The 25,055-nt window shown below is 32.1% G+C and carries 30 protein-coding genes and 1 riboswitch; of the genes, 23 read left to right on the top strand and 7 right to left on the bottom strand.

The window, feature by feature from the left end; all coding sequences use genetic code 11:
- Nucleotides 1–32: 32 nt before the first annotated feature.
- The 9 genes from B4G36_RS10625 to B4G36_RS10585 all read left to right on the top strand — a co-directional run bounded on the left by B4G36_RS10625 (nt 33) and on the right by B4G36_RS10585 (nt 6,336).
- Nucleotides 33–593: a 1-acyl-sn-glycerol-3-phosphate acyltransferase gene (locus B4G36_RS10625; RefSeq protein WP_291063923.1), complete on the top strand. Its 561-nt coding sequence runs from the start codon at nt 33–35 to the stop codon at nt 591–593.
- 3 nt (nt 594–596) lie between these two features.
- Nucleotides 597–1,019, top strand: a complete 423-nt coding sequence (locus B4G36_RS10620; RefSeq protein WP_291063921.1) for a PaaI family thioesterase — start codon at nt 597–599, stop codon at nt 1,017–1,019.
- On the top strand, nt 1,012–2,034 hold the full coding sequence (locus tag B4G36_RS10615; protein ID WP_291063919.1) for an isochorismate synthase: 1,023 nt from the start codon (nt 1,012–1,014) through the stop codon (nt 2,032–2,034). The genes B4G36_RS10620 and B4G36_RS10615 overlap by 8 nt, the downstream gene beginning before the upstream one ends.
- 94 nt (nt 2,035–2,128) lie before the next feature.
- Nucleotides 2,129–2,962 carry a 1,4-dihydroxy-2-naphthoyl-CoA synthase gene (locus B4G36_RS10610; RefSeq protein WP_114999699.1) on the top strand — a complete coding sequence of 278 codons (834 nt, stop codon included), beginning with the start codon at nt 2,129–2,131 and terminating at the stop codon, nt 2,960–2,962.
- Nucleotides 2,963–3,056: 94 nt separating this feature from the next.
- Nucleotides 3,057–3,812 (top strand): prolipoprotein diacylglyceryl transferase, encoded by a 756-nt coding sequence (locus B4G36_RS10605; protein WP_312192760.1) that lies wholly within the window; start codon nt 3,057–3,059, stop codon nt 3,810–3,812.
- Nucleotides 3,809–4,042, top strand: a complete 234-nt coding sequence (locus tag B4G36_RS10600) for a hypothetical protein (RefSeq protein ID WP_221854863.1) — start codon at nt 3,809–3,811, stop codon at nt 4,040–4,042. Before B4G36_RS10605 ends, B4G36_RS10600 begins: the two co-directional genes overlap by 4 nt.
- Before the next feature lie 10 nt (nt 4,043–4,052).
- Nucleotides 4,053–4,283, top strand: a complete 231-nt coding sequence (locus B4G36_RS10595) for a hypothetical protein (protein WP_221854865.1) — start codon at nt 4,053–4,055, stop codon at nt 4,281–4,283.
- Between the two features lie 18 nt (nt 4,284–4,301).
- The gene (locus B4G36_RS10590; protein ID WP_291063915.1) at nt 4,302–5,711 is read left to right on the top strand and encodes a radical SAM protein; all 1,410 of its coding nucleotides are present in this window, start codon (nt 4,302–4,304) and stop codon (nt 5,709–5,711) included.
- 28 nt (nt 5,712–5,739) lie between these two features.
- On the top strand, nt 5,740–6,336 hold the full coding sequence (locus tag B4G36_RS10585; protein WP_225540724.1) for an SGNH/GDSL hydrolase family protein: 597 nt from the start codon (nt 5,740–5,742) through the stop codon (nt 6,334–6,336).
- A gap of 3 nt (nt 6,337–6,339) precedes the next feature.
- Here B4G36_RS10585 and B4G36_RS10580 read toward each other — a convergent pair whose 3' ends face one another.
- The gene (locus B4G36_RS10580; protein ID WP_291063913.1) at nt 6,340–6,543 is read right to left on the bottom strand and encodes a hypothetical protein; all 204 of its coding nucleotides are present in this window, start codon (nt 6,541–6,543) and stop codon (nt 6,340–6,342) included.
- Between the two features lie 148 nt (nt 6,544–6,691).
- Nucleotides 6,692–6,819: riboswitch (FMN riboswitch) on the top strand.
- A 131-nt stretch (nt 6,820–6,950) separates the two neighbouring features.
- On the opposite strand from B4G36_RS10580, the gene ribB reads away from it, so the two are divergent.
- The 4 genes from ribB (at nt 6,951) to B4G36_RS10560 (ending at nt 9,795) form a co-directional block, all read left to right on the top strand.
- Nucleotides 6,951–7,613 carry a 3,4-dihydroxy-2-butanone-4-phosphate synthase gene (gene ribB, locus B4G36_RS10575; RefSeq protein WP_291063911.1) on the top strand — a complete coding sequence of 221 codons (663 nt, stop codon included), beginning with the start codon at nt 6,951–6,953 and terminating at the stop codon, nt 7,611–7,613.
- A gap of 152 nt (nt 7,614–7,765) precedes the next feature.
- Nucleotides 7,766–9,019, top strand: a complete 1,254-nt coding sequence (locus B4G36_RS10570; protein ID WP_291063909.1) for an MFS transporter — start codon at nt 7,766–7,768, stop codon at nt 9,017–9,019.
- Between the two features lie 92 nt (nt 9,020–9,111).
- Complete coding sequence (locus tag B4G36_RS10565) at nt 9,112–9,405, top strand: hypothetical protein (protein ID WP_291063907.1); 294 nt, start codon at nt 9,112–9,114, stop codon at nt 9,403–9,405.
- A 6-nt stretch (nt 9,406–9,411) separates the two neighbouring features.
- Nucleotides 9,412–9,795, top strand: a complete 384-nt coding sequence (locus B4G36_RS10560) for a hypothetical protein (RefSeq protein WP_291063905.1) — start codon at nt 9,412–9,414, stop codon at nt 9,793–9,795.
- Here the strand turns inward: B4G36_RS10560 and B4G36_RS10555 are convergent.
- On the bottom strand, nt 9,792–10,637 hold the full coding sequence (locus B4G36_RS10555) for a glycoside hydrolase family 25 protein (RefSeq protein WP_291063903.1): 846 nt from the start codon (nt 10,635–10,637) through the stop codon (nt 9,792–9,794). The genes B4G36_RS10560 and B4G36_RS10555 overlap by 4 nt on opposite strands.
- 88 nt (nt 10,638–10,725) lie before the next feature.
- On the opposite strand from B4G36_RS10555, the gene menA reads away from it, so the two are divergent.
- Nucleotides 10,726–11,652, top strand: a complete 927-nt coding sequence (menA, locus tag B4G36_RS10550; protein ID WP_291063901.1) for a 1,4-dihydroxy-2-naphthoate octaprenyltransferase — start codon at nt 10,726–10,728, stop codon at nt 11,650–11,652.
- Nucleotides 11,653–11,669: 17 nt separating this feature from the next.
- Complete coding sequence (locus tag B4G36_RS10545; protein WP_286500855.1) at nt 11,670–12,350, top strand: metal-dependent hydrolase; 681 nt, start codon at nt 11,670–11,672, stop codon at nt 12,348–12,350.
- A gap of 47 nt (nt 12,351–12,397) precedes the next feature.
- Here the strand turns inward: B4G36_RS10545 and B4G36_RS10540 are convergent, their stop codons facing one another.
- Nucleotides 12,398–13,096: a hypothetical protein gene (locus B4G36_RS10540; protein ID WP_291063898.1), complete on the bottom strand. Its 699-nt coding sequence runs from the start codon at nt 13,094–13,096 to the stop codon at nt 12,398–12,400.
- A 98-nt stretch (nt 13,097–13,194) separates the two neighbouring features.
- Between B4G36_RS10540 and B4G36_RS10535 the strand changes: the two genes are divergently transcribed.
- Nucleotides 13,195–14,826 carry an ABC-F family ATP-binding cassette domain-containing protein gene (locus B4G36_RS10535; protein ID WP_291063896.1) on the top strand — a complete coding sequence of 544 codons (1,632 nt, stop codon included), beginning with the start codon at nt 13,195–13,197 and terminating at the stop codon, nt 14,824–14,826.
- Nucleotides 14,827–14,873: 47 nt separating this feature from the next.
- On the opposite strand, the gene B4G36_RS10530 is transcribed toward B4G36_RS10535, so the two are convergent.
- Nucleotides 14,874–15,458 (bottom strand): PhnA domain-containing protein, encoded by a 585-nt coding sequence (locus B4G36_RS10530; RefSeq protein WP_291063894.1) that lies wholly within the window; start codon nt 15,456–15,458, stop codon nt 14,874–14,876.
- Between the two features lie 111 nt (nt 15,459–15,569).
- Between B4G36_RS10530 and B4G36_RS10525 the strand changes: the two genes are divergently transcribed.
- Nucleotides 15,570–16,421, top strand: a complete 852-nt coding sequence (locus tag B4G36_RS10525) for an ATP cone domain-containing protein (RefSeq protein WP_280045369.1) — start codon at nt 15,570–15,572, stop codon at nt 16,419–16,421.
- Between the two features lie 41 nt (nt 16,422–16,462).
- On the opposite strand, the gene B4G36_RS10520 is transcribed toward B4G36_RS10525, so the two are convergent.
- Nucleotides 16,463–16,930 (bottom strand): DUF4268 domain-containing protein, encoded by a 468-nt coding sequence (locus B4G36_RS10520; protein WP_052217563.1) that lies wholly within the window; start codon nt 16,928–16,930, stop codon nt 16,463–16,465.
- A gap of 117 nt (nt 16,931–17,047) precedes the next feature.
- Here B4G36_RS10520 and B4G36_RS10515 point away from each other — a divergent pair, with 117 nt between their 5' ends.
- From B4G36_RS10515 to B4G36_RS10505, 3 genes are all read left to right on the top strand, one after another.
- Nucleotides 17,048–17,533: a TlpA family protein disulfide reductase gene (locus tag B4G36_RS10515; RefSeq protein WP_291063890.1), complete on the top strand. Its 486-nt coding sequence runs from the start codon at nt 17,048–17,050 to the stop codon at nt 17,531–17,533.
- Nucleotides 17,534–17,607: 74 nt separating this feature from the next.
- Entirely contained in the window at nt 17,608–18,063 is a 456-nt protein-coding gene (locus tag B4G36_RS10510; RefSeq protein ID WP_291063888.1) for a hypothetical protein, read from the top strand.
- Between the two features lies 1 nt (nt 18,064).
- Nucleotides 18,065–18,964, top strand: a complete 900-nt coding sequence (locus B4G36_RS10505) for an MBL fold metallo-hydrolase (protein WP_291063886.1) — start codon at nt 18,065–18,067, stop codon at nt 18,962–18,964.
- A gap of 31 nt (nt 18,965–18,995) precedes the next feature.
- Here the strand turns inward: B4G36_RS10505 and B4G36_RS10500 are convergent, their stop codons facing one another.
- Together B4G36_RS10500 and B4G36_RS10495 are read right to left on the bottom strand one after the other, a co-directional pair.
- A complete protein-coding gene (locus B4G36_RS10500) occupies nt 18,996–19,763 on the bottom strand; it encodes a GH12 family glycosyl hydrolase domain-containing protein (protein WP_291063884.1) in 768 nt (255 codons plus the stop codon).
- Between the two features lie 61 nt (nt 19,764–19,824).
- Entirely contained in the window at nt 19,825–20,766 is a 942-nt protein-coding gene (locus tag B4G36_RS10495) for an NAD(P)H-dependent flavin oxidoreductase (RefSeq protein WP_180904779.1), read from the bottom strand.
- 170 nt (nt 20,767–20,936) lie between these two features.
- Between B4G36_RS10495 and B4G36_RS10490 the strand changes: the two genes are divergently transcribed.
- The 3 genes from B4G36_RS10490 to B4G36_RS10480 all read left to right on the top strand — a co-directional run bounded on the left by B4G36_RS10490 (nt 20,937) and on the right by B4G36_RS10480 (nt 25,023).
- Nucleotides 20,937–21,158, top strand: a complete 222-nt coding sequence (locus B4G36_RS10490) for a DUF2795 domain-containing protein (protein WP_019976296.1) — start codon at nt 20,937–20,939, stop codon at nt 21,156–21,158.
- Between the two features lie 128 nt (nt 21,159–21,286).
- Entirely contained in the window at nt 21,287–24,409 is a 3,123-nt protein-coding gene (gene secA, locus B4G36_RS10485) for a preprotein translocase subunit SecA (protein WP_291063880.1), read from the top strand.
- A gap of 113 nt (nt 24,410–24,522) precedes the next feature.
- Nucleotides 24,523–25,023, top strand: coding sequence for a YqiA/YcfP family alpha/beta fold hydrolase (locus tag B4G36_RS10480; protein WP_291063878.1), 501 nt, complete (start codon nt 24,523–24,525; stop codon nt 25,021–25,023).
- Nucleotides 25,024–25,055: the final 32 nt, after the last annotated feature.

The raw sequence follows: 25,055 nt of genomic DNA, 5'->3' as shown, positions 1-25,055 counted from the left end.
TGTATGTTTGCAAATGCATAAAGCATCATTTTATGAAAAAATTTTTAGGTAAACTTTTGTACTCATTAGGAAGTTGGAAATTAGATAATCATCTTGATTTATCGAAAGTAGATAAATGCGTTTTGGTTTGCGCTCCACACACTTCTAATTGGGATTTTTACTACACTATTTTGGCTTTTTGGCAAATGGGAATTCCAATGAAAATGTTTATCAAAGATGCTTGGACAAAGCCTTGGTATGGATATTTTATCAAGAAAATGGGCGGAATCGGAATTGATCGTTCTCAACGACATAATATGGTTGATTTTGCTTCGGATATTTTGAAAAAATCAGATAAATTATATTTAATCAATACACCAGAAGGAACACGTTCTCGTGCAGAAAAATGGAAAAATGGATTTTTCTATATCGCACAAAAAGCAGATGTTCCGATTGTTTTGGCTTATTGTGATTTCAAGAAAAAACGAGCTGGAATTTCAAAAATTGTGGATACAGAAAACAGAACTTTAGAAGATGTGATGGATGAAATTCAAGATTTTTACAAAGATGTTACGGCGAAACATCCAGCACTTTATAACCCAAAAATACATTAAATCATGAACGAACAAGATATTTTACAGAAGTTCAACGAAATGTCGAAAAATACATTACTTGAAACTTTAGATATAGAATTTACGGCAGTTGGAGAAGATTTTTTATCAGGAAAAATGCCTGTAACGCCTAAAGTTCATCAGCCTTTTGGTTTGTTGCACGGCGGCGCTTCTATCGTTTTGGCAGAAACGTTGGGAAGTACTTTGTCTAATGTTATTCTAAATTCGGATGATTTTGTGGCGGTTGGTCAACATGTTGACGCAAATCATCTTCGTCCAAAAAAGGAAGGAACAATTTTTGGGCATGCAACAGTCGTAAAACAAGGTCTTACTTCGCATTTGATTAAGATTGAAATCAAAGATGAAAACGATAAATTAATCTGTTATACACATTTAACAAACGCTATTATTTCTAAAAAACATGTTTAAAAAATTTCAAGATAAACTTGAAAGATTAATTCAGAATCAAGAACCTTTTCTTCTTTTTAGAAAACCAAATTCTACACAAGTGGAGTTGTGGGAAAATAAAGATTTTGAATCGGATAACAAGTTTATTTGTAATAGTTTCGATAATACAAAATTGGTTGAATTTAATGATAATGAGGTTATAGATATTGGAATAAATGAATTACCAAATTTTGAACTTTCTTTACCAGAATCAAACAAAAATGAAGCAATTTCGTATGAAAATTATATTGATTTAATTCAAAAAACAGTTGAAGAATTACAAAGTGATTCACCAACTAAAAAAATTGTAATTAGTCGAATCAATTCACTTCCAGAAACGAATATTAATTTAGTTGAAACTTTTAAAAATTTACATCAACATTATCCAAATGCCTATGTGTATTTGCGATTTGATACAGAAGAAGGTTGTTGGATTGGAGCTTCGCCAGAGCTTTTATTGAAAGAAAATAATCAATTTATACAAACTGTTTCTTTAGCTGGAACAAAAGCAAAAGAAGATGAATGGACAGAGAAAGAATATCACGAACAACAAGTAGTAACTGATTATATTTCATCTACTTTAGAACCTTATACTTCTTACATTGAGGTGGACGGACCATTTTCGGTAAATGCAGGATTTTTTGAACATTTGAAATCATTTATTTCAGCTCAATTAAAAGACAAATCTCAGCTGTATGACTTGTTGAAAGCCTTGCATCCAACGCCTGCTGTAGGAGGAATGCCAAAAGATTTGTCAAAAGATTTCATCCTAAAAAATGAAGGATATGATCGTACTTTTTATGCAGGTTTTATGGGCTATCAAAATAAAACAGAATCAGAATATTTCGTTAATCTTCGCTGCGCGAAAATCTTTTCGAATAAAGTCAATTTATATGTAGGAGGAGGTATAATGCCCGATTCTATTCCGGAAAATGAATGGCGAGAAACAGAGCTGAAATCAAAAACAATAGGAGACTTGTTAGTGAAATCAAATTAAAAAATAACTTATAGTTTTATTAACTTTATTCTTAATTAATAGAAAAGCCTTAATTTCGAAAAGTTAAATTTTTAATCAAAAAACAAAATATATAATGGCAACAATCAATTGGCAAACGGTAAAGGAGTACGAAGATATCACGTTCAAGAAATGTGATGGTGTAATGCGTATTGCGTTTAATCGTCCTGAAGTTCGTAATGCATTTCGTCCAAAAACTGTTTTCGAATTATTAGATGCTTTTCAATTAGCAGAAGAAGACCGTGAAGTTGGTGTAATTTTATTGACAGGAGAAGGACCATCTGCAAAAGACGGTGGTTGGGCTTTCTGTTCTGGAGGAGATCAACGTGTTCGTGGTGCAAAAGGTTATGAAGGACAAGATGGTGTTGGACGTTTGAATATTTTAGAAGTTCAGCGTTTGATTCGTTTTTCGACTAAAGTTGTTGTGGCTGTAGTAAACGGTTGGGCAGTAGGTGGAGGACATTCTTTGCACGTGGTTTGTGATATGACATTGGCTTCTAAAGAGCACGCAATTTTCAAACAAACAGATGCTGATGTAGCTTCATTTGATGGTGGTTATGGTTCGGCTTATTTGGCGAAACAAGTTGGTCAAAAACGTGCGCGTGAAATCTTTTTCTTAGGATTGAATTATTCTGCACAAGAGGCTTACGACATGGGAATGGTGAATTTAGTTGTTCCGCATGACGAGTTAGAACAAGTTGCTTTTGATTGGGCACAAGAGATTTTAACAAAATCGCCAACAGCAATTAAAATGTTGAAATATGCATTCAATTTGGTAGATGATGGTTTAGTTGGACAACAAATTTTTGCTGGTGAAACCACACGTTTTGCATATGGTACAGAAGAGGCTGTAGAAGGTCGTAATGCATTCTTAGAAAAACGTCCAAGAGATTTTTCAAAATTTAGATAAGAAAATTTTCAAAATATAAACGAAAAGCGATGTTTAACATCGCTTTTTTTATTTCTATAAAATCAATTACTTTTACTCAAAACCTAATTAATTTGTGATAATAGATTTTCCTGTATCCATTGAAATTTTTGGACACTCAGTCTTAGTTCATCCTATTCTCGAATCGGTCGGAATTTTTATTGCGATGCGTTATTATGAATTTCTACGAAAACGAAATAAATCAAGTTTATCGACAATACAATCGTTTAGTATAATTATAGGCGCTTTAATTGGTGCACTTTTGGGATCTAAAATAATTGGAACATTAGAAAATCCGCAAGCTCTTTTGGATGCAAAAAATCCTTTTCTCGTTTTCTGGACAAGTAACACAATCATAGGTGGTTTAACCTTTGGTTTAATTGGTGTAGAACTCACAAAAAAGATAATTGGTCACAAAGAAAGTACAGGAGATTTGATTACTTTTCCTTTGATTTTAGCGATGATAATTGGACGAATTGGTTGCTTTTTAACAGGCATTTATGAACAAACATATGGAATAGAAACAACATCTATTTTCGGAATGGATTTGGGCGATGGATTGTTGCGTCATCCCGTTGCGTTGTACGAAATTGTTTACCTTCTTTTGCTTTGGATAGTTTTGAAGATTATTCAGAAAAAATATATTTATCCATCTGGTTATCTCTTTCAAGTCTTTATGCTGGTTTATTTTTTATTTCGTCTTTGTTTAGATTTTATCAAGCCAATTCATCCAATTTTTTTAGGTTTAAGTTCTATTCAAATTACTTGTGTTGGTGTTATTTTTTATTATATCTTTCAGTTATTACAAACTCAACCTAAATACATAAAATGATCTACGCAGTTATTTTTGCAGAAGGCGGTCTTGGAAGTGATTTTATTTATATTATCATTGCGATTTTGTTAGTGATAGCAATTATTGGTGGTGCTGTTGGTACATTAATTTCACTAATTATTAACTCAATTTCTGGACATAAAAAAGAATCAAAACACTATCTCATGGTTTTTGGAGTATGTGCGTTGATTACGCTAGTTATTTCGGGAATGGTTTGTGGTGGAATGTAAAACCTAGCCAATGTTAGCAGTTATTTTTGTGCAACAATTTATTCATACAGATGATATTGTTCTGTTTTTATTACTTGTAGCATTTATTGGTGCAGGTCTTATTTCTCTTATTAGTTTAATTTATCAATCAATTCAGAAAAAAATAAATATACAACGATTAGTGATATTATTTTTTGGATCACTTATAGGATTGTTTTTATTATTTATAGTTTTAATCTATCTTATTTTTGATGGATATTAAGTACTTAAAACTCATACTATGCCAGTTAGAAATTATACGTATTACGATTATACAATTTCACTTTGTCCAGAATGTTTAAAACGTGTTGGTGCAAAAATTATTATCGAGGACGAGAATGTTATTATGACAAAATGTTGTCCAGATCATGGTTTCTTCAAAACAAAAATAGCAACGGATGTCGATTATTATAAAAACATAAGAAATTATAACAAAGCTTCGGAAATGCCTTTGCATTTTGGGACGGATGTCGAATATGGTTGTCCGTACGATTGTGGTTTGTGTGTCGATCACGAGCAACATTCGTGTTTATCAATTGTTGAGGTGACGGATCGATGCAATTTAACTTGTCCAACTTGTTATGCCATGTCATCGCCACATTACGGTTCTCATCGTAGTTTGGAGCAGATTGAAGCGATGTTTGATACAATTGTAAAAAATGAAGGCGAGCCAGATGTGGTGCAAATTAGTGGCGGAGAGCCAACAATTCATCCACAATTTTTTGAGATTATGGAAATTGCAAAATCAAAACCGATTAAACACTTGATGTTGAATACAAACGGAATTAGAATTGCTAATGATTCAGGTTTTGCCGAAAAATTAGCGACTTATGCACCCGAATTTGAAGTTTATTTACAATTTGATTCATTTAAAAAAGAAGTTTTAGAAGATTTTCGAGGAAAAGATTTGACAGATGTTCGAATGAAAGCTTTAGAAAAATTGAATGAATTAAATCTTTCTACAACTTTGGTTGTTGTTCTTCAAAAAGATAAAAATATTGATGAAATTGGGAAGATTATTGATTTTGCGCTCAAACAAAAATGTGTGCGTGGCGTGACGTTTCAACCTGTCGAAATTGCGGGAAGAAATAGAGAAGATTCTTCTCACGAAAAAATTACATTGACAGAAGTTCGTCAAGAAATTATTGATCAATATCCACTTTTTAATTCAGATGATATTATTCCGGTTCCGTGTAATCCAGATGCTTTGGCGATGGGTTATATGCTGAAATTGAATGATGAGGTAATTCCGCTTACACGTTATATAAATCCTGCGGATTTGTTGAATAACGAATCTAAAAATACAATTGTCTACGAACAAGATGAACAATTGAAAGTACAATTATTAGACATTTTTAGTACAGGAATTTCTGTTGATAAAGTGCAACCAAAAGTGAATCAATTACTTTGTTGTTTGCCAGAAGTTTGTGCGCCCGAATTGGATTTAGATTACGATAATTTGTTCCGAATAATCATTATGAATTTTATGGATGCACATGATTTTGATGTTCGCGCCGTAAAAAAATCTTGCGTACATATCGTCAACAAAGAGTTGAAATTAATTCCATTCGAAACAATGAATTTATTTTATCGAGACGAAAAAGCTGCTTATTTGGAGGAATTAAGAAAAGAGGATAAAGTGTTGTTTTAGATGATGATGACAAACTGCTTATTTTTTGGTGATAGTATTCTACGGAGAATATGACGGAGTTTTGGGAGGTTATGTAGAAATTTTGAAACGTTATTGTCATACAGAATTTTATAACAACAATGCAAATGAAGTCAATTGTTTTAATCTCGGAATAGGAGGTGAGACAACGGAAGGTTTAATGAACCGATTTGAAGTTGAGACAAAAGCACGTCTTTCTCCTGACGAAAATTTAGTTTTCTTTTTTTATGGCGCAAATGATTTAGCTGAAAGAAATGATTTAGAATTGGTTTCATTCGCTAATTTTGAATCAAATCTTTTTGAAGTAATTTCTCAAGCAAAAGAATTTACACCTAACATTTATGTGATAAGTATTTTACCAATTTCTAAAAAAGTAGATGGAATAAAAATTCCAGATCGTAAATTTCGTACGACTCAAAAAATTGAATTATACAATCAAAAGCTAAAAGAATTAGCACTTCAAAATCAAATAGAATTTATTGATATTTTCTCACGTTTTAATTCAACTAAAGAAGAATTTCTTTCAAAAGATGGTATTCATCCAAATGAAAAAGGATATCAATTTATCGCAAATCAAATAAAACCGATTGTTGAGAAATATTTGTAAAGTCTATTTTTGTTGAATTTGACTTCTGTAATATGGAATGATATAATCTTTAAAAAATAAAAAAGTCATTGATCCAGCTATACACTTAAAGGGTGCGTTTTGGCTTGTTCCAGTTGGTGAGATATAAGAAATTAATAATCCAACTAAATATCCGCATAAAGCGTAATAACCAACTTTCAGAACTATTTTTAATGCTTTGTTTTTCATTTGATTAGTGTTTTAATAAAGATATGGTTTTTATTGATAGTAAACAAAATAATCTTTATTCATTATAAATAACTCATTTTGGTTTTGTAACTTTGTCCACGAAAGTTTATGGTAATTTTTCAAATAAAAAATTAGTATTAACAAACGAAATTTTCTTCGGGGCAAGGCGAAATTCCTTACCGGCGGTTATAGTCCGCGACTCCTTTAACTTTGTTATGGGACTGATTTGGTGAAACTCCAAAACCGACAGTATAGTCTGGATGAGAGAAGAAAATTGAACACAACAGAAAGTCATGAGTGATAAGAGTTAAGTTCTGAGTAAAAAACTCATGACGCACATCTTTGAACTTATTACTTAACAATGTGTTTCGCCCTGAAGTGATGTTTCATGATAAAACAAAAATCAAATGAAAACAATCACACAATTTGGCTCAACAGCCAATGAAAGAATTGCAAATGCAATTAAAGATCTACAAAACGGAAAAGGAATTTTATTAATTGATGATGAAAACCGCGAAAACGAAGGTGATATCATTTTTCCTGCTTCCACCATTACAGCACCAGATATGGCTTTATTGATTCGCGAATGTAGCGGAATTGTTTGTCTGTGTATTTCGAAAGATAAAGCAAATGAGTTGGAGTTAAATCCGATGGTTGAGAATAACAATTCGCGTTTTCATACAGCATTTACAGTTACGATTGAGGCAAAAGAAGGTGTAACAACTGGTGTTTCTGCTGCGGATCGTGTACAAACGATAAAAACGGCAATTCATCCTCAAGCAAAACCGACTGATCTTAATCGTCCTGGACATGTTTTTCCTTTAATTGCTCGTCCAAAAGGCGTTATGGAGCGACGAGGACATACGGAAGGAAGCATTGATATTTTGAAATTGGCAGATTTGGGAAATGAAGCAGTTTTATGCGAATTGACAAATGTTGATGGTACAATGGCGAAAGTTCCTCAAATTATAGATTTTGCCGAAAAACATGAAATGACAGTTTTGACAATTGAGGACATTTACGAATATCGTCTTCAATTAGAGGAGAAAAAACAATTACAATTCGCTTAAATTAAACAATAAAATACATCATAAACTTTCAAAAATCTTCGGGTAGAAATACACGAAGATTTTTTTGATTTTATACAAATTTATTATCCAAAATCAAGGTAGTTTTGAATAAAATCAATGTACATTTAAAAACTTAAAATTCAAATTACAAAATGACATCAGAGGAGAAAATTCCATCCGTTTGGAAAAATAAAGAATTTATTCCATTCATATTTTTAAGGTTTTCTTTAATCTTTGCTTTATTCATTCAGAGTACGTCTGTTGCGTACGAAATTTTTAAAGTCACTCAGAAAGAAATTTTTCTTGGATTAATTGGTTTAGCCGAGTTTTTACCAATTCTTTTAACTGCTTTTTATGCGGGACAATTGGTCGATAAATTGGATAAACGGATGATCTTGGTACGAAGTATTGGTTGTTTTATGACCGCTTCTTTTGTGTTGATGATTGTTAACTTTCCGTCTGTTAGAGAAGCAATCGGAATTCCTGTTTATTTGGGAATCTGTTATTTTGCATTTTTCATTTTAGGATTGACAAGATCCTTTAGCGGACCAGCTTTATTTGCTCTTTTAGCCTTAGTTGTCCGTAAAGAAAACTACACAAAAGCAATTCCGCTTTCGTCTTCTGCATTTATGATTGGATCAGTTTTAGGGCCTTTGGCAGGAGGAGTTATTTTAGCAAAATTTAGTATTGAAGCCGCTTTGATAACCGCTTTTACAATTATGTGTATTTCGATGGTGATGATATTATTAATTTCTAAAAAACCAGCAGAAATATCAGAATCAGAATCGACAGAATCGCCAATGACACGTATCAAAGAAGGTTTGAGATTTATTTGGGGAACGCCAATTATATTAGCTGTTTTGAGTTTGGATATGTTTGCGGTTTTCTTTGGTGGAGCAGAATCGTTGTTACCAGCTTTCGTTGAAAAAGTATTGAATCAAGGTTCTGAAGCTTTTGGTTTATTACGTTCAGCGCATGGAATTGGATCGATTATAATGATGTTTTTCTTGTCGATGATTCCAAGTTTATTAAAAGGAAATGTTGGACCAAAATTATTGGGAGCAGTCGCAATGTTTGGTATTTGCATTATATCTTTCGGATTTAGTCAAAATCTGTATTTATGTTTTGTGATTTTGATGTTTGGAGGTGCTTTTGATGCAATTTCGATGGTGATTCGTCAAAGTATTTTACAAATTAAAACGCCCGAAAATTTGAAAGGTCGTGTTTCATCTGTCAATTCAATATTTGTGAGTTCTTCAAACGAATTAGGAGCTTTAGAAAGTGGGATTGCTGCAACATTTTTAGGATTAGTTCCTGGAATTATTTTTGGCGGAACAATGACAATTTTAATCGTAATTTTAATTGCATTTTTCATCAAACCTATTCGAAAAGTAACCTTAGAATAAAATATTAAGATTGAAAGAAGTAAAGGTTTTAAAATAAAGGAAAGCGAATCAATTGATTCGCTTTTTTGTTATCTTTAAGAAAATAATTAGCAATGAAATCTATTGTTTACTTTTTACTTTTAGGATTTGGTTTGTTGAGTTGTGAGCGAGGATTATCGCAAGAAGAACGCGATAAATTACATCAAGATTCTATTCATCAAGAGATGTTGGCAATGGGAATGAATGCAGATTCTTCGTTTTCTTATAGAAAGTATGAGAAGGATTTAGAAAAAAGTTTTGAAGAGCATTCTGTAAAACCTGATTTGATTTTTATCCCTTTTTCTGATTATCAATTTATTTTTTACAACGATTCTGTTAGATATTTTTATGATAATAAGTTTCCTTAAGATAACATGTGTGGAACTGAAGCGTTACAAAATTCTAATGATAAAAAAATAACGGAGTTATTTAAAGTGACTAAGAAAGATTTGGTAAAATTAAATGATAAATCAATATTAGATTTGGTAAAGAATTTAGAAAATGAGATTGTAAAATCTGATAAAAGAGTAACAAATGTTTTAGGCGTAAATAAAGATTCAATTAAAAGTAAAGAGCTTCAAAAATTAAGAAATTATTTGATAAATACTAAATTACGTTATATTTACCGTCCACTTTCAACGCGCGAGCGTTTGGTAGCTGATGCTAAGTTTAAAAATACTTCCGAAGATTTTTTTTCTAAAATAAATTGGGATAGTGCTTATCACGAGGATTACAAGAAGTTTTATTCAGAGAACTAAAGCGTCAATCCTTCCAAATCATCAATGGTTCCGTTGTAGATATTCACATCAACTTTATAACGTTTTACACCATCTATGGTTGCTTTTTCGGTAAATTGCCAGAAATCCCAATGACCTTTCATTTCTTGCACCCAAAAATTGTAATTGGCAATCCAGATAATATAACCATCAAAATGGTTTTGTAAATAATCTTCGAAATATTTGTCCGACGTATAAATAATCGGTTTGATATCGTAATGCTCTTCAACAATTTTGCACCAATTCTTGATTCCTTCCACCAAACGATCCATAGATTGTGTTCTCGGTAAGGTTTCAATATCCAAAACTGGAGGCAAATCACCATTTTCTAATTTTACTTTTGCAATAAAATTCTGTGCTTGTAAAGTCGAATTTTCGTCTGGACGATAAAAATGATAAGCGCCACGCAAAATATTATTCTTTTTCGCACCTTCCCAATTATCCTCAAAAGTCTCATCAATAGACGAAGTTCCCATTGTAGAACGGATAAAAGCAAAATTTATCGGATACAAATTGTAAATCGTATGCATTTTCGTCCAATCAATTTTTCCTTGATAATGCGAAACATCAACACCAAAAGCTTTGAGATAATACTTATCCATCACCTCAATATTTCGGATATCAAATTTTGTAACTTTACCATCAACCAATTTTTCGCCTTTCAATGATTTTTCTACAACCGAAAAATAGTAATGAATACCATGACGATAACGATACGTAAAATAAACAACGCACAAAATCAGTAAACTAATCACATAAGTCGAAAGTTTGATTTTTTTTAATGTATTAAAAATAGATTGTTGTGTTTTCTTTTTACGAGGCATTTTAGTAGTTGAAATAGATAAATTCTATGCAATATTACTTCAATTTTAGATGATAAAAAAAGTAAAATCTTCATTATCTTTGTTCAGTATGAAAAAATGGATATTAGCCGCAAGGCTTCGCACATTACCACTTTCTTTGAGTGGATTATTATTGGCTGGATTTATTGCAAAATCAGAAGGAATCTTTCGAAATGATATATTTTTCTTATCACTTTTAACAACTTTGGCTTTCCAAATTTTATCAAATTTCGCGAATGATTATGGCGATGCGGTAAAAGGAACGGACGCAAATAGAGTAGGAGAGCAGCGTGCTGTAGCATCTGGATTGATAACTCAAAACCAAATTAAAATAGCTATTGGAATTATGGTTGTAATTTCTTTAGCTTGCGTTGCAGCATTGTTGTATGTATCTTTTTATCCAAATGATATGAAATATATTTACATTTTTCTTGGACTGGGAGTTGCGTCTATTTTTGCAGCAATGGCTTATACAATGGGTAAAAAACCATACGGATATATTGGTTTAGGTGATGTTTTTGTGTTCTTATTCTTTGGGATTTTAGCTGTTGCAGGTGGAGAATTTTTATATTCTAAAGTTTTTCAATGGCAAATTTTATTACCTGCAGCTTCGATGGGATGTTGGAGTGTAGCAGTGCTAAATTTGAACAATATGCGTGATGTGAAAAATGATGTCAAAAACAGTAAAATTACCGTTGCATCAAAATTAGGTTTTCAAAAAAGTAAATATTACCAAATGGCTTTAATGACGATTCCGTTCGCATTAAGTGCATTATATGTAACGATGTCACCTCTAAAAGCAGGTAAATTATCTGGTTTTGTATTTTTAATTTTAATCTTTTTTGCAAATGCTATTCGTCGTCAAATTTTTGCAGTAAAAGATCCAAAAGATTTCGATCCATTTTTGAAACAAGTAGCAATGTTAGCTTTATTTTTCGCTGTATTGTTGGGATATAGCTTAATCGGTTTTGATTTTATTGATACTTTAATTCGTTAATTACAAAAAAATATATAATGAAAATTCAATACTTAGGACATGCCTCGCTTGCGATTGAAGCAAACGGTAAACACATTGTTGTTGATCCATTTATTACACCAAATGAATTAGCAAAAAACATCGATTTCGAAAGTTTAAAAGCAGATTATATTGTTATTACACATGCGCATCAAGATCATGTGTATGATGTGGAAGAATTGGCAAAACGTACAGGAGCTTTGATTATTTCGAATGCAGAAATTGCTTCTTATTATTCGGAAAGAGGTTTGAAAGCACACGGAATGAATACGGGTGGTAAATTTAGTTTTGATTTTGGTTCGATTCAATCGACGATTGCATTTCATTCGAGTTCATTTGCTGATGGAACGTATGGAGGGGATCCGAATGGTTACATTATCGAAAGTGAAGGAAAGCGTGTTTACATCGCTGGTGATACAGCTTTGACGTACGAAATGAAGTTGATTCCAGACACAATTGGACAACTTGATTTAGCAATTTTACCAATCGGAGACAACTTTACGATGGGTGCAAAAAGTGCTTCTATTGCTGCTGAATATGTGCAAGCAACTAAGGTTTTGGGTTATCATTACGATACATTTCCACCAATTAAAATTGATAAAGCAGAAGCAAAATCTATTTTCTTTTCGCGTCATATTCAATTGATTTTATTAGAAATTGGTGAAGATTTAACAGTTTAAGAAATTCTTTACAACATATAAAAGCTCGAGATTATCTCGAGCTTTTTTTATTTTTTTAAATACATATTAGTTTCTGTAATTGAATTATCCTTTTCTTTCTGTATTACTTGGAAATAACAATTTTGATTTTGTTTTATATTTTTAGAATCAAAGAATAAATATTTGCTTGTGGAGCTGGAATTTACTCTTTTGTCAATAAATATTGTATCATATTTTTTAATAGTCTCTTTATTTGAAAAGTTATTAGTTAATTCATCAGAACATAAAATACAAACATATGTTTCTAATTTTTCAAAGCTTGCTAACATATCTTTTGGAATATTTACAATGATAGAATCTTTGGTAGGTTTGTAATAAAAACTAAATACATTATTTATAGTACCTTTTTTTGAATTAGGTGTTTTTTTCAAGAGTATTAATTGATTCTTAATTATTTTATTATTCACTCGTAAATTTTCAGTAAGCATTACATTCTTAAGAATATTTTTTTCATAATACATATCATTACTCCAGCCTATTAAACTTCCTATATTTCTATCTTTTCCTCTTAATCTAACGGTGTCTATAGTCATTACAAATCCATTTTTATTATAACCTCTTTCAAGAAAAGTTGAATCATCAATAGTAACACTCGTAAAGGAATTTATTGTATCATTTTTTATTCTAAAAGTACCTTTGTCAATTGACTCTTCTTTTACAGAACAACTTATTAGTAGAATAATTGAAAAAAATATAGATTTTATCATTTTTTAAATGTTTAGAGTCGAAATTATTGTAAAAATATGAAAGTTTAGTAAAATCTTTCTCATTCAATTATCTTTGTCGCAATTATTCGATAAAATTTATGATTACAGTTAATGATATTGCCGTTCAATTCGGTTCTTCAACGTTGTTTAGTGGAGTTAGTTTTGTGATAAACGAAAATGACAAAATTGCCTTAATGGGTAAAAATGGAGCAGGAAAATCTACTTTACTTAAGATTGTTGCAGGAATCAATAAACCTTCTTTGGGAAATATTTCAGCGCCAAAAGATGCGGTAATTGCTTATTTACCACAACATTTGTTGACCGAAGATAAATGTACTGTTCGCGAAGAAACGTCGAAAGCTTTTGCTGAATATTTATCAATGAAAAATGAAATTGATGAATTAAATGAGCAGTTAACTGTACGAACTGATTATGAAAGTGATGATTATATGAAGTTAATCGAACGCGTTTCGGAAGTCAGTGAAAAATTTTATTCGATAGAAGAAGTAAATTACGAAGCCGAAGTGGAAAAGGTTTTGAAAGGAATGGGATTTGCGCAAGAAGATTTGGATCGATCAACTTCTGAGTTTTCGGGAGGTTGGCGTATGCGAATCGAATTGGCTAAAATTCTTTTGTGTAAACCAGATTTGATTTTATTAGATGAGCCTACAAACCACTTGGATATCGAATCTATTCAATGGTTAGAGGATTTCTTGAAAAATCAAGCCAAAGCTGTTATGGTGATTTCGCACGATCGCACATTTGTCGATAATATTACGAATCGTACAATCGAAGTGACAATGGGACGAATTTATGATTACAAAGCCAAATATTCTGACTATTTAGTGTTGCGTCAAGATCGTAGAATTCATCAGCAAAAAGCTTATGATGAACAACAAAAATTCATTGCTGAAAATAAATTATTTATTGAACGTTTTCGTGGAACTTTCTCTAAAACAGAACAAGTGCAATCGCGCGTTCGTATGTTAGAAAAGCTAGATATTATCGAAGTTGATGAGGTTGATACTTCAGCTTTGAAATTGAAATTTCCAGCAGCAGCTCGTTCGGGACAATATCCTGTTGTAGTCGAAAATTTAGATAAAACGTATGGTGATCATATTGTGTTTAAAGATGCAAATATGGTGATTGAACGTGGTCAAAAAGTGGCTTTGGTAGGAAAAAATGGTGAAGGTAAATCGACAATGATTAAAGCTATCATGAATGAAATTGATTTCGATGGAAAATTAGAAATCGGACATAATGCGCAAATCGGATATTTTGCTCAAAATCAAGCTGCTTTGTTAGATGAAGATTTAACCATTTTCGAAACTGTAGACCGCATTGCAGAAGGTGATATCAGAACACAAATCAAAAGTATTTTGGGTGCGTTTATGTTCAAAGGTGATGATGTCGACAAGAAAGTAAAAGTGCTTTCTGGTGGAGAAAAAACACGTTTGGCAATGGTGAAGTTATTGTTAGAACCTTATAATGTCTTGATTTTAGATGAGCCAACAAATCACTTGGACATGAAAACAAAGGATATTATCAAAGATGCGTTGAAAGAATTTGAAGGAACAGTAATTTTAGTTTCCCACGATCGTGATTTCTTAGATGGATTGGCAGAAAAAGTTTTTGAGTTTGGAAATAAACGTGTCAAAGAACATTTTGAAGATATCAAAGGTTTCTTAGTAACAAAGAAAATGGAAAACTTGAAAGAAATAGAAAAGTAAATTGAATTTTAATAAAACAAAAAAATCCACTCAACTGAGTGGATTTTTTATGCTTGTTTTTTCACGAACTTCGTTAAAATAACGATTAATTGTCCGTCTACTTTTCCTTCAATTTGTTCGGTATTATCATGAACCAAACGAATATTTCGTACAGCAGTTCCAATTTTTGCATTGATAGAAGAACCTTTTACATCCAAATCTTTAATCAATGTTACGGTATCTCCATTCACCAAAATATTTCCGTTGCTATCCTTGTGCAAATCCACACTTCCGTCACCTTCATGATCTCCAGAAGCTTTTGCCCACTCCATGTTTTCGTCATCCAAATACATCATATCCAAAGCATCAGCAGCCCAAGATTCGTTTCTAAAACGATTTAGCATTCGCCAAGAAAGCACTTGTACGGCAGGAACTTCGCTCCACATAGAAGAAAGTAAAAATGATTCCCAAAATGAAACATCTAATTCCTCTTTCTTTTCAATTTGGTTAATACATTTTTGTGTAATGTAGACATTTCGATCAGGATTACTACTCGCATCAGGATTCACTTCATAAATAGCCAAATTTTCTGTAACTCCCGTCAATTCGCATTGGTTACCACTTCTTTCTTGTAAAAATGTATCTAATTTCATGTATTGATTTTAAAACTTTTGCAAAGATAACCTTTATTTAGAATTTAAACTTTTAAGGTATTTTAATCAGAATTATTTAAATTCGTTAAGAATAAAATTCAACCTTAAAATATGTTAGTAAAGAAAAACTCGGGCGAGTTAATCCCATATGATCCAAAAGCTTTAAAACGTTCGTTAACGAAATCTGGTGCAAAAAAAGAGGAAGTTGAAGAAGTTTTCGAATTAGTTTCGAAAGATCTTTACGACGGAATTCCGACCAGAGAATTGTATCGTATAGCTTTTGCTCATCTTAAAAATTATAGAAATTCGTATGCGGCGCGTTATAGCCTAAAACGAGCTTTGAGAGATTTGGGACCAGAAGGATATTATTTCGAAAAATGGATTGGAAGAGTGATGCAAGCAGCAGGATATCAATCGTTGCATTCGGAAATTGTACAAGGAAATGCGGTGACGCACGAAATTGATGTGGTGGCTTCTAAAGGAGATCAATTGCTTTTCTGTGAATGTAAATTTAGAAATGACGAAGATGCCAAAATTTCGGTGACAACGCCTATGTATTTTTTATCACGAATGAAAGATGTAGAAAGCCATACGTATCATTTTTTTGGACGAGATATGAAACCAACAAAAGGTTTCTTGGTAACGAATGCGTATTTAACGACGGATAGTATAGATTTTGCAAATTATTATGGAATTGGATTGATTTCTTGGGATTATCCTGAAACAAATAGTATCAAATATTTGGTTGATAATGCGGCTTTGTATCCAATTACATGTTTAACGACTTTGACACCAGAGCAAGAAAAAGTTCTTTTGTCGAAAGAATGTATTTTGGTGAAAGATTTACAACAAAATAATAAGTTTTTAGATTCATTAAACTTATCCAATGAACAACGAAACGAAGTTTTGGAAGAAACGAATGAATTATTAGAAATCGAGAATTTCACCTGCGAGATTGCTTAAATTGAAATAAAAAAGAAGCTCAATATTGAGCTTCTTTTGCTTTATAATTCTTTGAAAATTTCAAAACTATCTTTGTGATCGCACCAAAATTCGTCCAAATTAATCATTCGATCTTTTAGGAACGGAATAATCTGCGGCCAATCGGTTTCTCTAAAAATACTAATGTTTTCTAGACGCATTTTTATCGTTGAAATCATTTTTCCATCTTCATCATAATCTTCTTTTGTCCAAATCCATTTTTCGCCAAGATAACTTTCCAAAACATTTTCATATTCCTCAAACTGTTCATAAATCATCAGTTGAACGGACGGATCTGGATGCGAAATTTCAATAGAAACCTCTGCAAACTTGCGTTCGACATCCGTTCTGAAATAAACACCTTTTACATCCGTTTTGTAATTTATCCAATTAATACGCGTTCCTTCGGCATTCATCTGCAATTTCATATACGTTCCATACGAAATCCAAAAATCCTTTTTTATGCGATAAGCATCTTCTTTTGAAAACAAATTGATTATTTTTTTACAAAAATCGGTTTAATATTCTATTCAACAAAATTTAGAGAAAAATAGCTTGGATTGATTCTTGTTCTATTACATTTGAATAAATATTTTTAAAAAATAAATATGAAACTATTTTCTTTCCTAGGTTTAATGGGAATTTTGGCTTTTTCTACTGTAAATGCACAATCTGTAGAAACGGTAAAATATGAAGCTTTGCACGATAAAATAGCAAATTATAAAGATCAAGTTGTGGTGGTTAATTTTTGGGCAACGTGGTGTGCGCCTTGTGTGGAGGAGATTCCAGCGTTTATGGAAATTAATGAAAAATACAAAGACAATCCAAATTTTAAGATGTTGTTGGTTTCGTTGGATCGACCAAAAATTATCGATAAAGTGAAGAAGTTTATGTTTGAATATAAGATAAATGCAGAAGTTGTTTTGTTGGATGATACCAAACGAATGAATGAATGGATTCCGTCATTTGATCCGAAATGGGCAGGAAATATTCCTGTAACAATCATTTATAATAAAGGCGAGAAAAAGGTTTTCCATGATCAAGCTATGACAAAATTTGAATTAGAAGATTACATTACCGAATATCTTAATTAAACGATAAAACTCCTAAAAATACTTTTAGGAGTTTTTTATTTTTTGTAAGTTTATACTAACATAAAACTACAAAAATGAATAAAAAACATATTAGAAAAGATGTTATTCAACATTTAATTCAATTGAAACAAAATGAAATTGATGCGTTAAAAGAATCGGAACAAATTTATGCAGAAGGTGCAGATTTAGACGAAGAATCAAGTTTAGAGTTAGATGATTTTGCACAACAAAGTCAATCGACAGATGCGGCGAGAAGTTTACGAGTTCGTATCAATCAAGCAACTGAAGATTTAGAAAATTTTAAAGCATTAAAACCTGAATTGATTGACGAAATTACAGAAGGAAATGTTGTGTTTACAGATAAAGTGAATTTTGTAATTGGTTTATCTTTCAAAGATTTTGAATGGGAAAATAAAAAGTTTGTGGGAATTAGTACACAAGCGCCTATTTTTGATGCTTTAGTTGGAAAACGAGCTGGAGATAAATTAGAATTTAACGGAATCAATTATACCATAGAAGAAATATTATAACATGCCAAAAATACATACAATCGATCTTAATTTTCAGAATGAAAACGAAGCAATCGCAACTTATTTAATCGAAACAGATCAAGGACCAATTTTGGTTGATCCAGGACCATATTCAACTTTTGAGAATTTGAAAGCTGGTATTGAAGCGTTAGGTTGGCGAGTAATCGATATCGAAAATATCTTAATTACACATATTCATTTTGATCACGCTGGTGCTGCATGGAAATTTACAGAACATGGCGCAACAATTTTCTTAAATCCGATTGGTTTGCCACATCTGAAAAATCCTGAAAAATTGTGGGAATCTGCAAAAATGATTTATGGCGATGATATGGATCGTTTGTGGGGAGAAATGAAACCAATTGACGAAGAATATTTGGTTGGTTTGGCAGATGGACAAAGTGTGGAGTTTGGTGATGCGTTTTTTCAGACTGTTTATACGCCTGGACACGCTGTTCATCACAATGCTTATGTGTTGGATGATGTTATTTTTACAGGAGATGTAGCAGGAGTGAAGATCGAAAACGGACCTGTTGTACCGCCTTGTCCGCCACCAGATATTAATATCGAATTGTGGAAAGAATCGATTGCTAAATTGAGAAAAATTAATGCAAAAGGAATTTATCCGACGCATTATGGCTATCACGAAGATTTAGAAAATCATTTTGATCAATTAGAAAAATCGTTGGATGATTGGTCTAATTATATCAAACCGATGTATGATGATCAAATTCCGACAGAAGAAATTGTGCCTGTTTTTATCGATTATGTCACAAAAAACTATAAAGATTTAGGTTTGACAGAAGATCAAATTCAGGTGTATGAATATGCCAATCCATGCTGGATGTCTGTTAATGGACTAATGCGTTATTGGAAATTAAAAGAACAAGGAAGATTATAAATGAAATGCTGTCAAATTTTGACAGCTTTTTTTATTCTATTTTTAATTCATATTGTTCAACCAAAATATTTCCCGTAGAATTTAGAATTTCAGTTCCGAATTCAAACGAAGATAAATAGACGTTTTGCCCAATATAATTTCGTTTATTCATCTCATTTATCAACTCCATCACATTTACTTTTCCCGAAGTTCGTTTTTCTTTTCGAACAAAAGCAATATAATCCCAGCTTGTATTCAAATCTTTTTTGATGATATGATCTCTGTAAATATCATATTGTCCAAATGTTGTAAAAATATTTCCAACTTTTTTACCAAATGGCTTGAATTTATTATAATCTTCCCAAACCATCACTTCAATTCCGATGGTTTGTAGAGCGACTTTTGGCGAATTGTGTAACCAAAAATCAAAAGCTAAATTATATTTTTTGTCATTAACTTTTAACTTCGTTTTATACTCAACTTCAAAAGTTTTTACCTCATTTATATTCTTGAAATAATTATCAGTTTTGATGTCAGCTAAATTAAACCAAGCACTTTCCCCAAACCAAATTTCAGGATAACCCACCACGCCATATTTCTTGCCAGGTGTTTGCCATTTCCAACCAGCCGCTGTGTCGGTTGTGAAAATTCTTTGTGAATATACACCTTTTTTTATTTTGTGTTCGCCCCATTTATTGTTGTTAATTTCATATTTCTGCCATTTTATGGTTGCTCCATTTTCTGACTTTTCTTGATCAGATTGTTGACCAAAACTAATAATCGAAAAAGAGAAAAATACAATATTTAAAAGTTGTTTCATCATTTATGCTAATTAAAAAAGGATGCTTTTGCATCCTTGTAAAAATATAAAATTGTGATGATTATAATCGAATTAATTTATCTTTTGCAGTTTGATAATCTACTAATAAATCGTCAAAAACTTCTGCAACTGTCGGAATAGAATCGATTAATGATGAAACTTGACCAATTTCTAATTCTCCATTCACCAAATCACCTTCAAACATTCCTTTCTTAGAACGACCTCTACCTAAAAGCTCTTTCAATTCTTCTGCGGTTGTACCTTGTTGATATTTTTCTTGAACTTGATTATAAAAATCATTTTTAATCAATCGAACAGGCGCTAATTCTTTCAATGTAAGTTGCGTATCGCCTTCTTGTGCATTTACAATCACATCTTTGAAAGCTTGATTCGCAGACGATTCTTGCGTTGCGGCAAAACGAGAACCAATTTGTACTCCATCTGCACCTAACGCAAATGCAGCTAAAATTTGAGAACCTGTTCCAATTCCTCCAGCAGCAATTAACGGAATATTGATTTGACGTTTCACATTCGGAATAAGACAAAGTGTAGTCGTTTCTTCTCTGCCATTATGTCCACCAGCTTCAAAACCTTCTGCCACGACAGCATCGACACCTGCATCTTGTGATTTTTGTGCAAATTTGGCACTACTGACAACATGCGCAACAGTTATTCCTTCTTTTTTTAAAGTTTCTGTCCACGTTTTTGGATTTCCAGCAGAAGTAAAAACAACTTTTACATCTTCCTCCACAATAATCTGCATAATTTCTTCAATATTCGGATAAAGCATTGGAACATTAACGCCAAAAGGATGATTTGTAGCAGCTTTACACTTCTTTATATGCTCGCGTAAAACATCAGGATACATGCTTCCAGCACCTATTAAACCTAGTCCTCCAGCATTACTTACAGCTGACGCTAATCGCCAACCACTATTCCAAATCATACCACCTTGAATAATTGGATATTTTATTGCAAATAATTTTGTTATATTCGTGTCCATTTTCGTTATATTTAGGCATAAAATTAAATAAATATAGAGAACGAAAAAATTTAATTTTAACATAAATACTGACAGTTTGACTTTGGCAGATTATTTGATTTGCAAAAAATCAAATTTTAGAAAATAAATTAGAGTTTAATTGTCTCTACTAATAATAAAAAATATAAGCTATGTATTGGACTTTAGAATTAGCATCTTATTTAAGTGATGCACCTTGGCCAGCAACAAAAGATGAATTAATTGATTACGCAATTCGTACTGGTGCACCTTTGGAAGTTGTAGAAAACTTACAATCTATTGAGGATGAAGGAGATTCTTACGAAAGCATTGAGGAAATTTGGGCTGACTATCCAACGGACGACGATTTCCTTTGGAACGAGGACGAATATTAAAAATAAAAAAGCCCAAATTGGGGCTTTTTTCGATTCTATAATCTATAACTAACATAGTTAACGTATATTTGCATCTTAATTAGTCTCAAATATATTGTGGCTAATTTTGACGAAGAACGCAGAAAAATATGAATATTTTAAACAAAATTTTACAAGGTTTCTTAGGTGATAAGAATGCTAAAGATGTAAAAGAATTACGAAAATATGTTGACTTAGCGAATGAAGCTGGTCAAAAGCTTAGTTCATTAACAATTGATGAATTAAGAGAAAAAACAGATGGATTTAAAGCTCAATTAGTTGAAGCTACAAAAGATCTTAAAACTCAAATTGAAGAGTTAAAAAAACAAGTTGAGGAAACAGAAGATTTTGGTGTAAAAGAAGATTTATACGCTAAAATAGATAAAATCAATAAAGAAGCATACGAAGTCGAAGAGAAGATTTTATTAGAAATCTTGCCAGATGCTTTTGCTGTAATGCGCGAAACAGGAAAACGTTTTACTGAAAACGAAACGTTAGAAGTGACAGCTTCTGAGTTTGATAAAGTTTTGGTAAATCGTGGACACGATTTCGTTTCTCTTAAAGATGATAACACTGCAATCTGGAAAAACTCTTGGGATGCAGCTGGTCGTCAAGTAACATGGGATATGTCTCATTACGATGTTCAGTTTATTGGTGGTACGGCTTTACACTTAGGTCGTATTGCGGAGATGCAAACAGGAGAAGGTAAAACGTTGGTTGCAACTTTACCAATTTACTTAAATGCATTAACTGGTCGTGGAGTTCACTTAGTAACGGTGAATGATTACTTGGCAAAACGTGATATGGCGTGGATGCGTCCAATTTTCTCTTTCCATGGTTTATCAGTAGATTGTATCGATAATCACCAACCAAACTCTCCAGGTCGTCGCAATGCGTATGCATCTGATATTGTTTATGGAACAAATAATGAATTTGGTTTCGATTATTTACGTGACAATATGGCAAACACTCCAGATGCTTTGGTACAACGTGAATTAAATTTTGCGATTGTCGATGAGGTCGATTCAGTTTTAATTGATGATGCTCGTACACCATTGATTATTTCTGGTCCAGTTCCACAAGGAGATCGTCACGAATTTGATGTATTAAGACCAAAAATTGATCGTTTATATCAAATGCAACGTGAGATGTTAGGAAAAACATTGAACGAAGCAAAAACATTATTCAAACAAGGAGATTTAAAAGAAGGTGGTTTCAAATTATACCAAGTTTACCGTGGTTTACCAAAATACAAACCATTAATCAAATTCTTATCTCAAGATGGTATTCGTGCTCAATTACAAAAAACAGAAGCGCATTTTATTCAGGATAATAACCGTGAAATGCCAAAAGTTGATGAGCATTTATACTTTGTTATTGATGAAAAACAAAATCAATCAGATTTAACAGATAAAGGAATTGAGTATTTGTCTAAAGGTATGGAAGATGAAAATTTCTTCATTTTACCAGATGTTTCGACAAATATTGGAGCGATTGAAAATTCAGGAAAAACGAAAGAAGAAATTCTTCAAATGAAAGAAGAATTTTTCCGAGACTTCTCAATCAAATCTGAGCGTATTCATACATTAAGCCAATTGTTAAAAGCATATACATTATTCGAAAAAGATATCGAGTATGTTGTGGTGGAAGGTGAAGTAAAAATCGTTGACGAATCGACAGGTCGTATTATGGATGGTCGTCGTTATTCTGATGGATTGCACCAAGCAATTGAAGCGAAAGAGAATGTAAAAATTGAAGCAGCGACACAAACGTTTGCGACGATTACATTACAAAACTATTTCCGTATGTACAACAAGTTAGGAGGTATGACTGGTACAGCGGAAACTGAGGCAGGTGAGTTCTGGGAAATTTATAAATTAGATGTTGTTTCTATTCCAACAAACCGCCCAATTTTACGTAACGATAAAAACGATATTGTTTTCAAAACAAATCGTGAAAAATATAAAGCAGTAATCGAGGAAATTGTTCGTTTATCTCAAGACGACAAACGTCCAGTTTTAGTTGGTACAACCAATGTCGAGATTTCTGAATTATTATCAAAAGCTTTAAAATTACGTGGAATTAATCACAACGTATTAAATGCGAAATTACATAAAAGCGAGGCTGATATTGTAACAGAAGCTGGTAAACCAGGAGCTGTAACTATTGCAACCAATATGGCTGGTCGTGGTACCGATATTAAATTGACGAAAGAAGTAAAAGAATCTGGAGGTTTAGCAATTATTGGTACAGAACGTCACGATTCTCGTCGTGTAGACCGTCAGTTACGTGGTCGTGCTGGTCGTCAAGGAGATCCAGGATCATCTCAATTCTTCGTTTCATTAGAAGATTCATTAATGCGTTTATTCGGTTCAGAAAGGATTGCAAAATTAATGGACCGTATGGGACATAAAGATGGTGATGTGATTGAACATTCTATGATTACAAAATCTATCGAGCGTGCACAGAAAAAAGTGGAGGAAAACAACTTCGGTATTCGTAAACGTTTGTTAGAGTATGATGATGTAATGAACAAACAACGTGAAGTAATTTATAAACGTCGTCACAATGCATTGTTCGGAGATCGTTTGGAAGTTGATATTGCAAACATGATTTATGATGTTGCAGCTTCTGTTGTAAAATCTAACAAAGATTTCGAAGATTTTGGTCAATATGAATTAGATTTAATTAAATTCTTTACAATGGGAACTCCTGTTACAGAAGACGAATTTAGATCTAAATCAATCAAAGATTTAACAAATATTACGTACGACGCAGCAATTGAAGATTACAAAGCACGTATGAAATATGTTGCAGAAACAGCTTTCCCTGTAATTTCGAATGTTTTCGAAAATCAAGGACATATGTTCTCTCGTATTCAAGTGCCATTTACAGACGGAATTCGTCAAATGACAGTTGTTTGTGATTTGAAAGAAGCATACGAATCTCAAGGAAAAACTTTAATCAAAGATTTCGAAAAATCAGTTGTATTAAGCTTGATTGATGATAACTGGAAAGAGCACTTACGTGATGTTGATGATTTACGTAAAACGTCTCAAAATGCGGTTTATGAACAAAAAGATCCGTTGGTTGTTTACAAACAAGAATCTTTCCATATCTTCCAAAGAATGTTAGACACAGTGAACAAAGAAATTATTTCGTTCTTGTTCAAAGGAGAATTACCAAATACTCAAAAAGAAGAATCTGTAGAGGAAACTGAATCAGTAAACTAAAAAGATTTTTTATATAACTTTAACCCTTTCTGAAATTTTCGGAAAGGGTTTTTTAGTATTTTTACATTAACTACTGAAAGTTTTCAGTATCAAATTATTAAAATTTTAAACAAATGAAATTTGCATACTTACACGGCTACCAAGGTTTTGTAACAGATGAAAAGAGAGAATATTTAGATTCTTTGGGAGAATGTTACGCACCAACAATTGATTACGATAATGCACCAACTTTGATTCAAGATTTGGTAGAATATTTTACAAAAGAACCAATCGAATTTATTGCAGGAACAAGTTTAGGCGGAATGATAAGTTATTATTTGGGATTACTATTAAATGTTCCAGTTTTGATGTTTAATCCTGCTGTAATTGCAGTAGAACGTTTAAAACCATTTTTGCCAGAACAATTATTAAAGGGAGTTCCAACAAAATCAAATTTAATTTTCACAGGTTTAAAAGATGATGTGATCGAACCAAAATTTCAGATTGAATTTGTAGAAAATCTTCAAAAACAAAACGGAAATATCGAGCAAATTTTTGATGCTGATATGACACATTTAGTGACATTAGAAGAATTTGAAAAAGGTTTTGATGCTTTCTTGGAGTTGAAGAAATAACAATTATAGAATAAAAAAAGAGGCTGTCTCAA

Source organism: Empedobacter sp. UBA3239 (genome assembly GCF_002362875.1).
GTDB lineage: Bacteria > Bacteroidota > Bacteroidia > Flavobacteriales > Weeksellaceae > Empedobacter > Empedobacter falsenii_B.
The sequence above is the reverse complement of the archived record's forward strand: the minus strand, read 5'-3'. Positions and strand labels throughout refer to the sequence as shown.

Excerpts from the sequence above, each read along its gene's own strand:
- B4G36_RS10625 (WP_291063923.1), top strand. The coding sequence starts at position 33 with ATGAAAAAATTTTTAGGTAAACTTTTGTACTCATTAGGAAGTTGGAAA.
- B4G36_RS10620 (WP_291063921.1), top strand. The coding sequence starts at position 597 with ATGAACGAACAAGATATTTTACAGAAGTTCAACGAAATGTCGAAAAAT.
- B4G36_RS10615 (WP_291063919.1), top strand. The coding sequence starts at position 1,012 with ATGTTTAAAAAATTTCAAGATAAACTTGAAAGATTAATTCAGAATCAA.
- B4G36_RS10610 (WP_114999699.1), top strand. The coding sequence starts at position 2,129 with ATGGCAACAATCAATTGGCAAACGGTAAAGGAGTACGAAGATATCACG.
- B4G36_RS10600 (WP_221854863.1), top strand. The coding sequence starts at position 3,809 with ATGATCTACGCAGTTATTTTTGCAGAAGGCGGTCTTGGAAGTGATTTT.
- B4G36_RS10595 (WP_221854865.1), top strand. The coding sequence starts at position 4,053 with ATGTTAGCAGTTATTTTTGTGCAACAATTTATTCATACAGATGATATT.
- B4G36_RS10590 (WP_291063915.1), top strand. The coding sequence starts at position 4,302 with ATGCCAGTTAGAAATTATACGTATTACGATTATACAATTTCACTTTGT.
- B4G36_RS10580 (WP_291063913.1), bottom strand. The coding sequence starts at position 6,543 with ATGAAAAACAAAGCATTAAAAATAGTTCTGAAAGTTGGTTATTACGCT.
- ribB (WP_291063911.1), top strand. The coding sequence starts at position 6,951 with ATGAAAACAATCACACAATTTGGCTCAACAGCCAATGAAAGAATTGCA.
- B4G36_RS10570 (WP_291063909.1), top strand. The coding sequence starts at position 7,766 with ATGACATCAGAGGAGAAAATTCCATCCGTTTGGAAAAATAAAGAATTT.
- B4G36_RS10565 (WP_291063907.1), top strand. The coding sequence starts at position 9,112 with ATGAAATCTATTGTTTACTTTTTACTTTTAGGATTTGGTTTGTTGAGT.
- B4G36_RS10560 (WP_291063905.1), top strand. The coding sequence starts at position 9,412 with ATGTGTGGAACTGAAGCGTTACAAAATTCTAATGATAAAAAAATAACG.
- B4G36_RS10555 (WP_291063903.1), bottom strand. The coding sequence starts at position 10,637 with ATGCCTCGTAAAAAGAAAACACAACAATCTATTTTTAATACATTAAAA.
- menA (WP_291063901.1), top strand. The coding sequence starts at position 10,726 with ATGAAAAAATGGATATTAGCCGCAAGGCTTCGCACATTACCACTTTCT.
- B4G36_RS10545 (WP_286500855.1), top strand. The coding sequence starts at position 11,670 with ATGAAAATTCAATACTTAGGACATGCCTCGCTTGCGATTGAAGCAAAC.
- B4G36_RS10540 (WP_291063898.1), bottom strand. The coding sequence starts at position 13,096 with ATGATAAAATCTATATTTTTTTCAATTATTCTACTAATAAGTTGTTCT.
- B4G36_RS10535 (WP_291063896.1), top strand. The coding sequence starts at position 13,195 with ATGATTACAGTTAATGATATTGCCGTTCAATTCGGTTCTTCAACGTTG.
- B4G36_RS10530 (WP_291063894.1), bottom strand. The coding sequence starts at position 15,458 with ATGAAATTAGATACATTTTTACAAGAAAGAAGTGGTAACCAATGCGAA.
- B4G36_RS10525 (WP_280045369.1), top strand. The coding sequence starts at position 15,570 with ATGTTAGTAAAGAAAAACTCGGGCGAGTTAATCCCATATGATCCAAAA.
- B4G36_RS10515 (WP_291063890.1), top strand. The coding sequence starts at position 17,048 with ATGAAACTATTTTCTTTCCTAGGTTTAATGGGAATTTTGGCTTTTTCT.
- B4G36_RS10510 (WP_291063888.1), top strand. The coding sequence starts at position 17,608 with ATGAATAAAAAACATATTAGAAAAGATGTTATTCAACATTTAATTCAA.
- B4G36_RS10505 (WP_291063886.1), top strand. The coding sequence starts at position 18,065 with ATGCCAAAAATACATACAATCGATCTTAATTTTCAGAATGAAAACGAA.
- B4G36_RS10500 (WP_291063884.1), bottom strand. The coding sequence starts at position 19,763 with ATGAAACAACTTTTAAATATTGTATTTTTCTCTTTTTCGATTATTAGT.
- B4G36_RS10495 (WP_180904779.1), bottom strand. The coding sequence starts at position 20,766 with ATGGACACGAATATAACAAAATTATTTGCAATAAAATATCCAATTATT.
- B4G36_RS10490 (WP_019976296.1), top strand. The coding sequence starts at position 20,937 with ATGTATTGGACTTTAGAATTAGCATCTTATTTAAGTGATGCACCTTGG.
- secA (WP_291063880.1), top strand. The coding sequence starts at position 21,287 with ATGAATATTTTAAACAAAATTTTACAAGGTTTCTTAGGTGATAAGAAT.
- B4G36_RS10480 (WP_291063878.1), top strand. The coding sequence starts at position 24,523 with ATGAAATTTGCATACTTACACGGCTACCAAGGTTTTGTAACAGATGAA.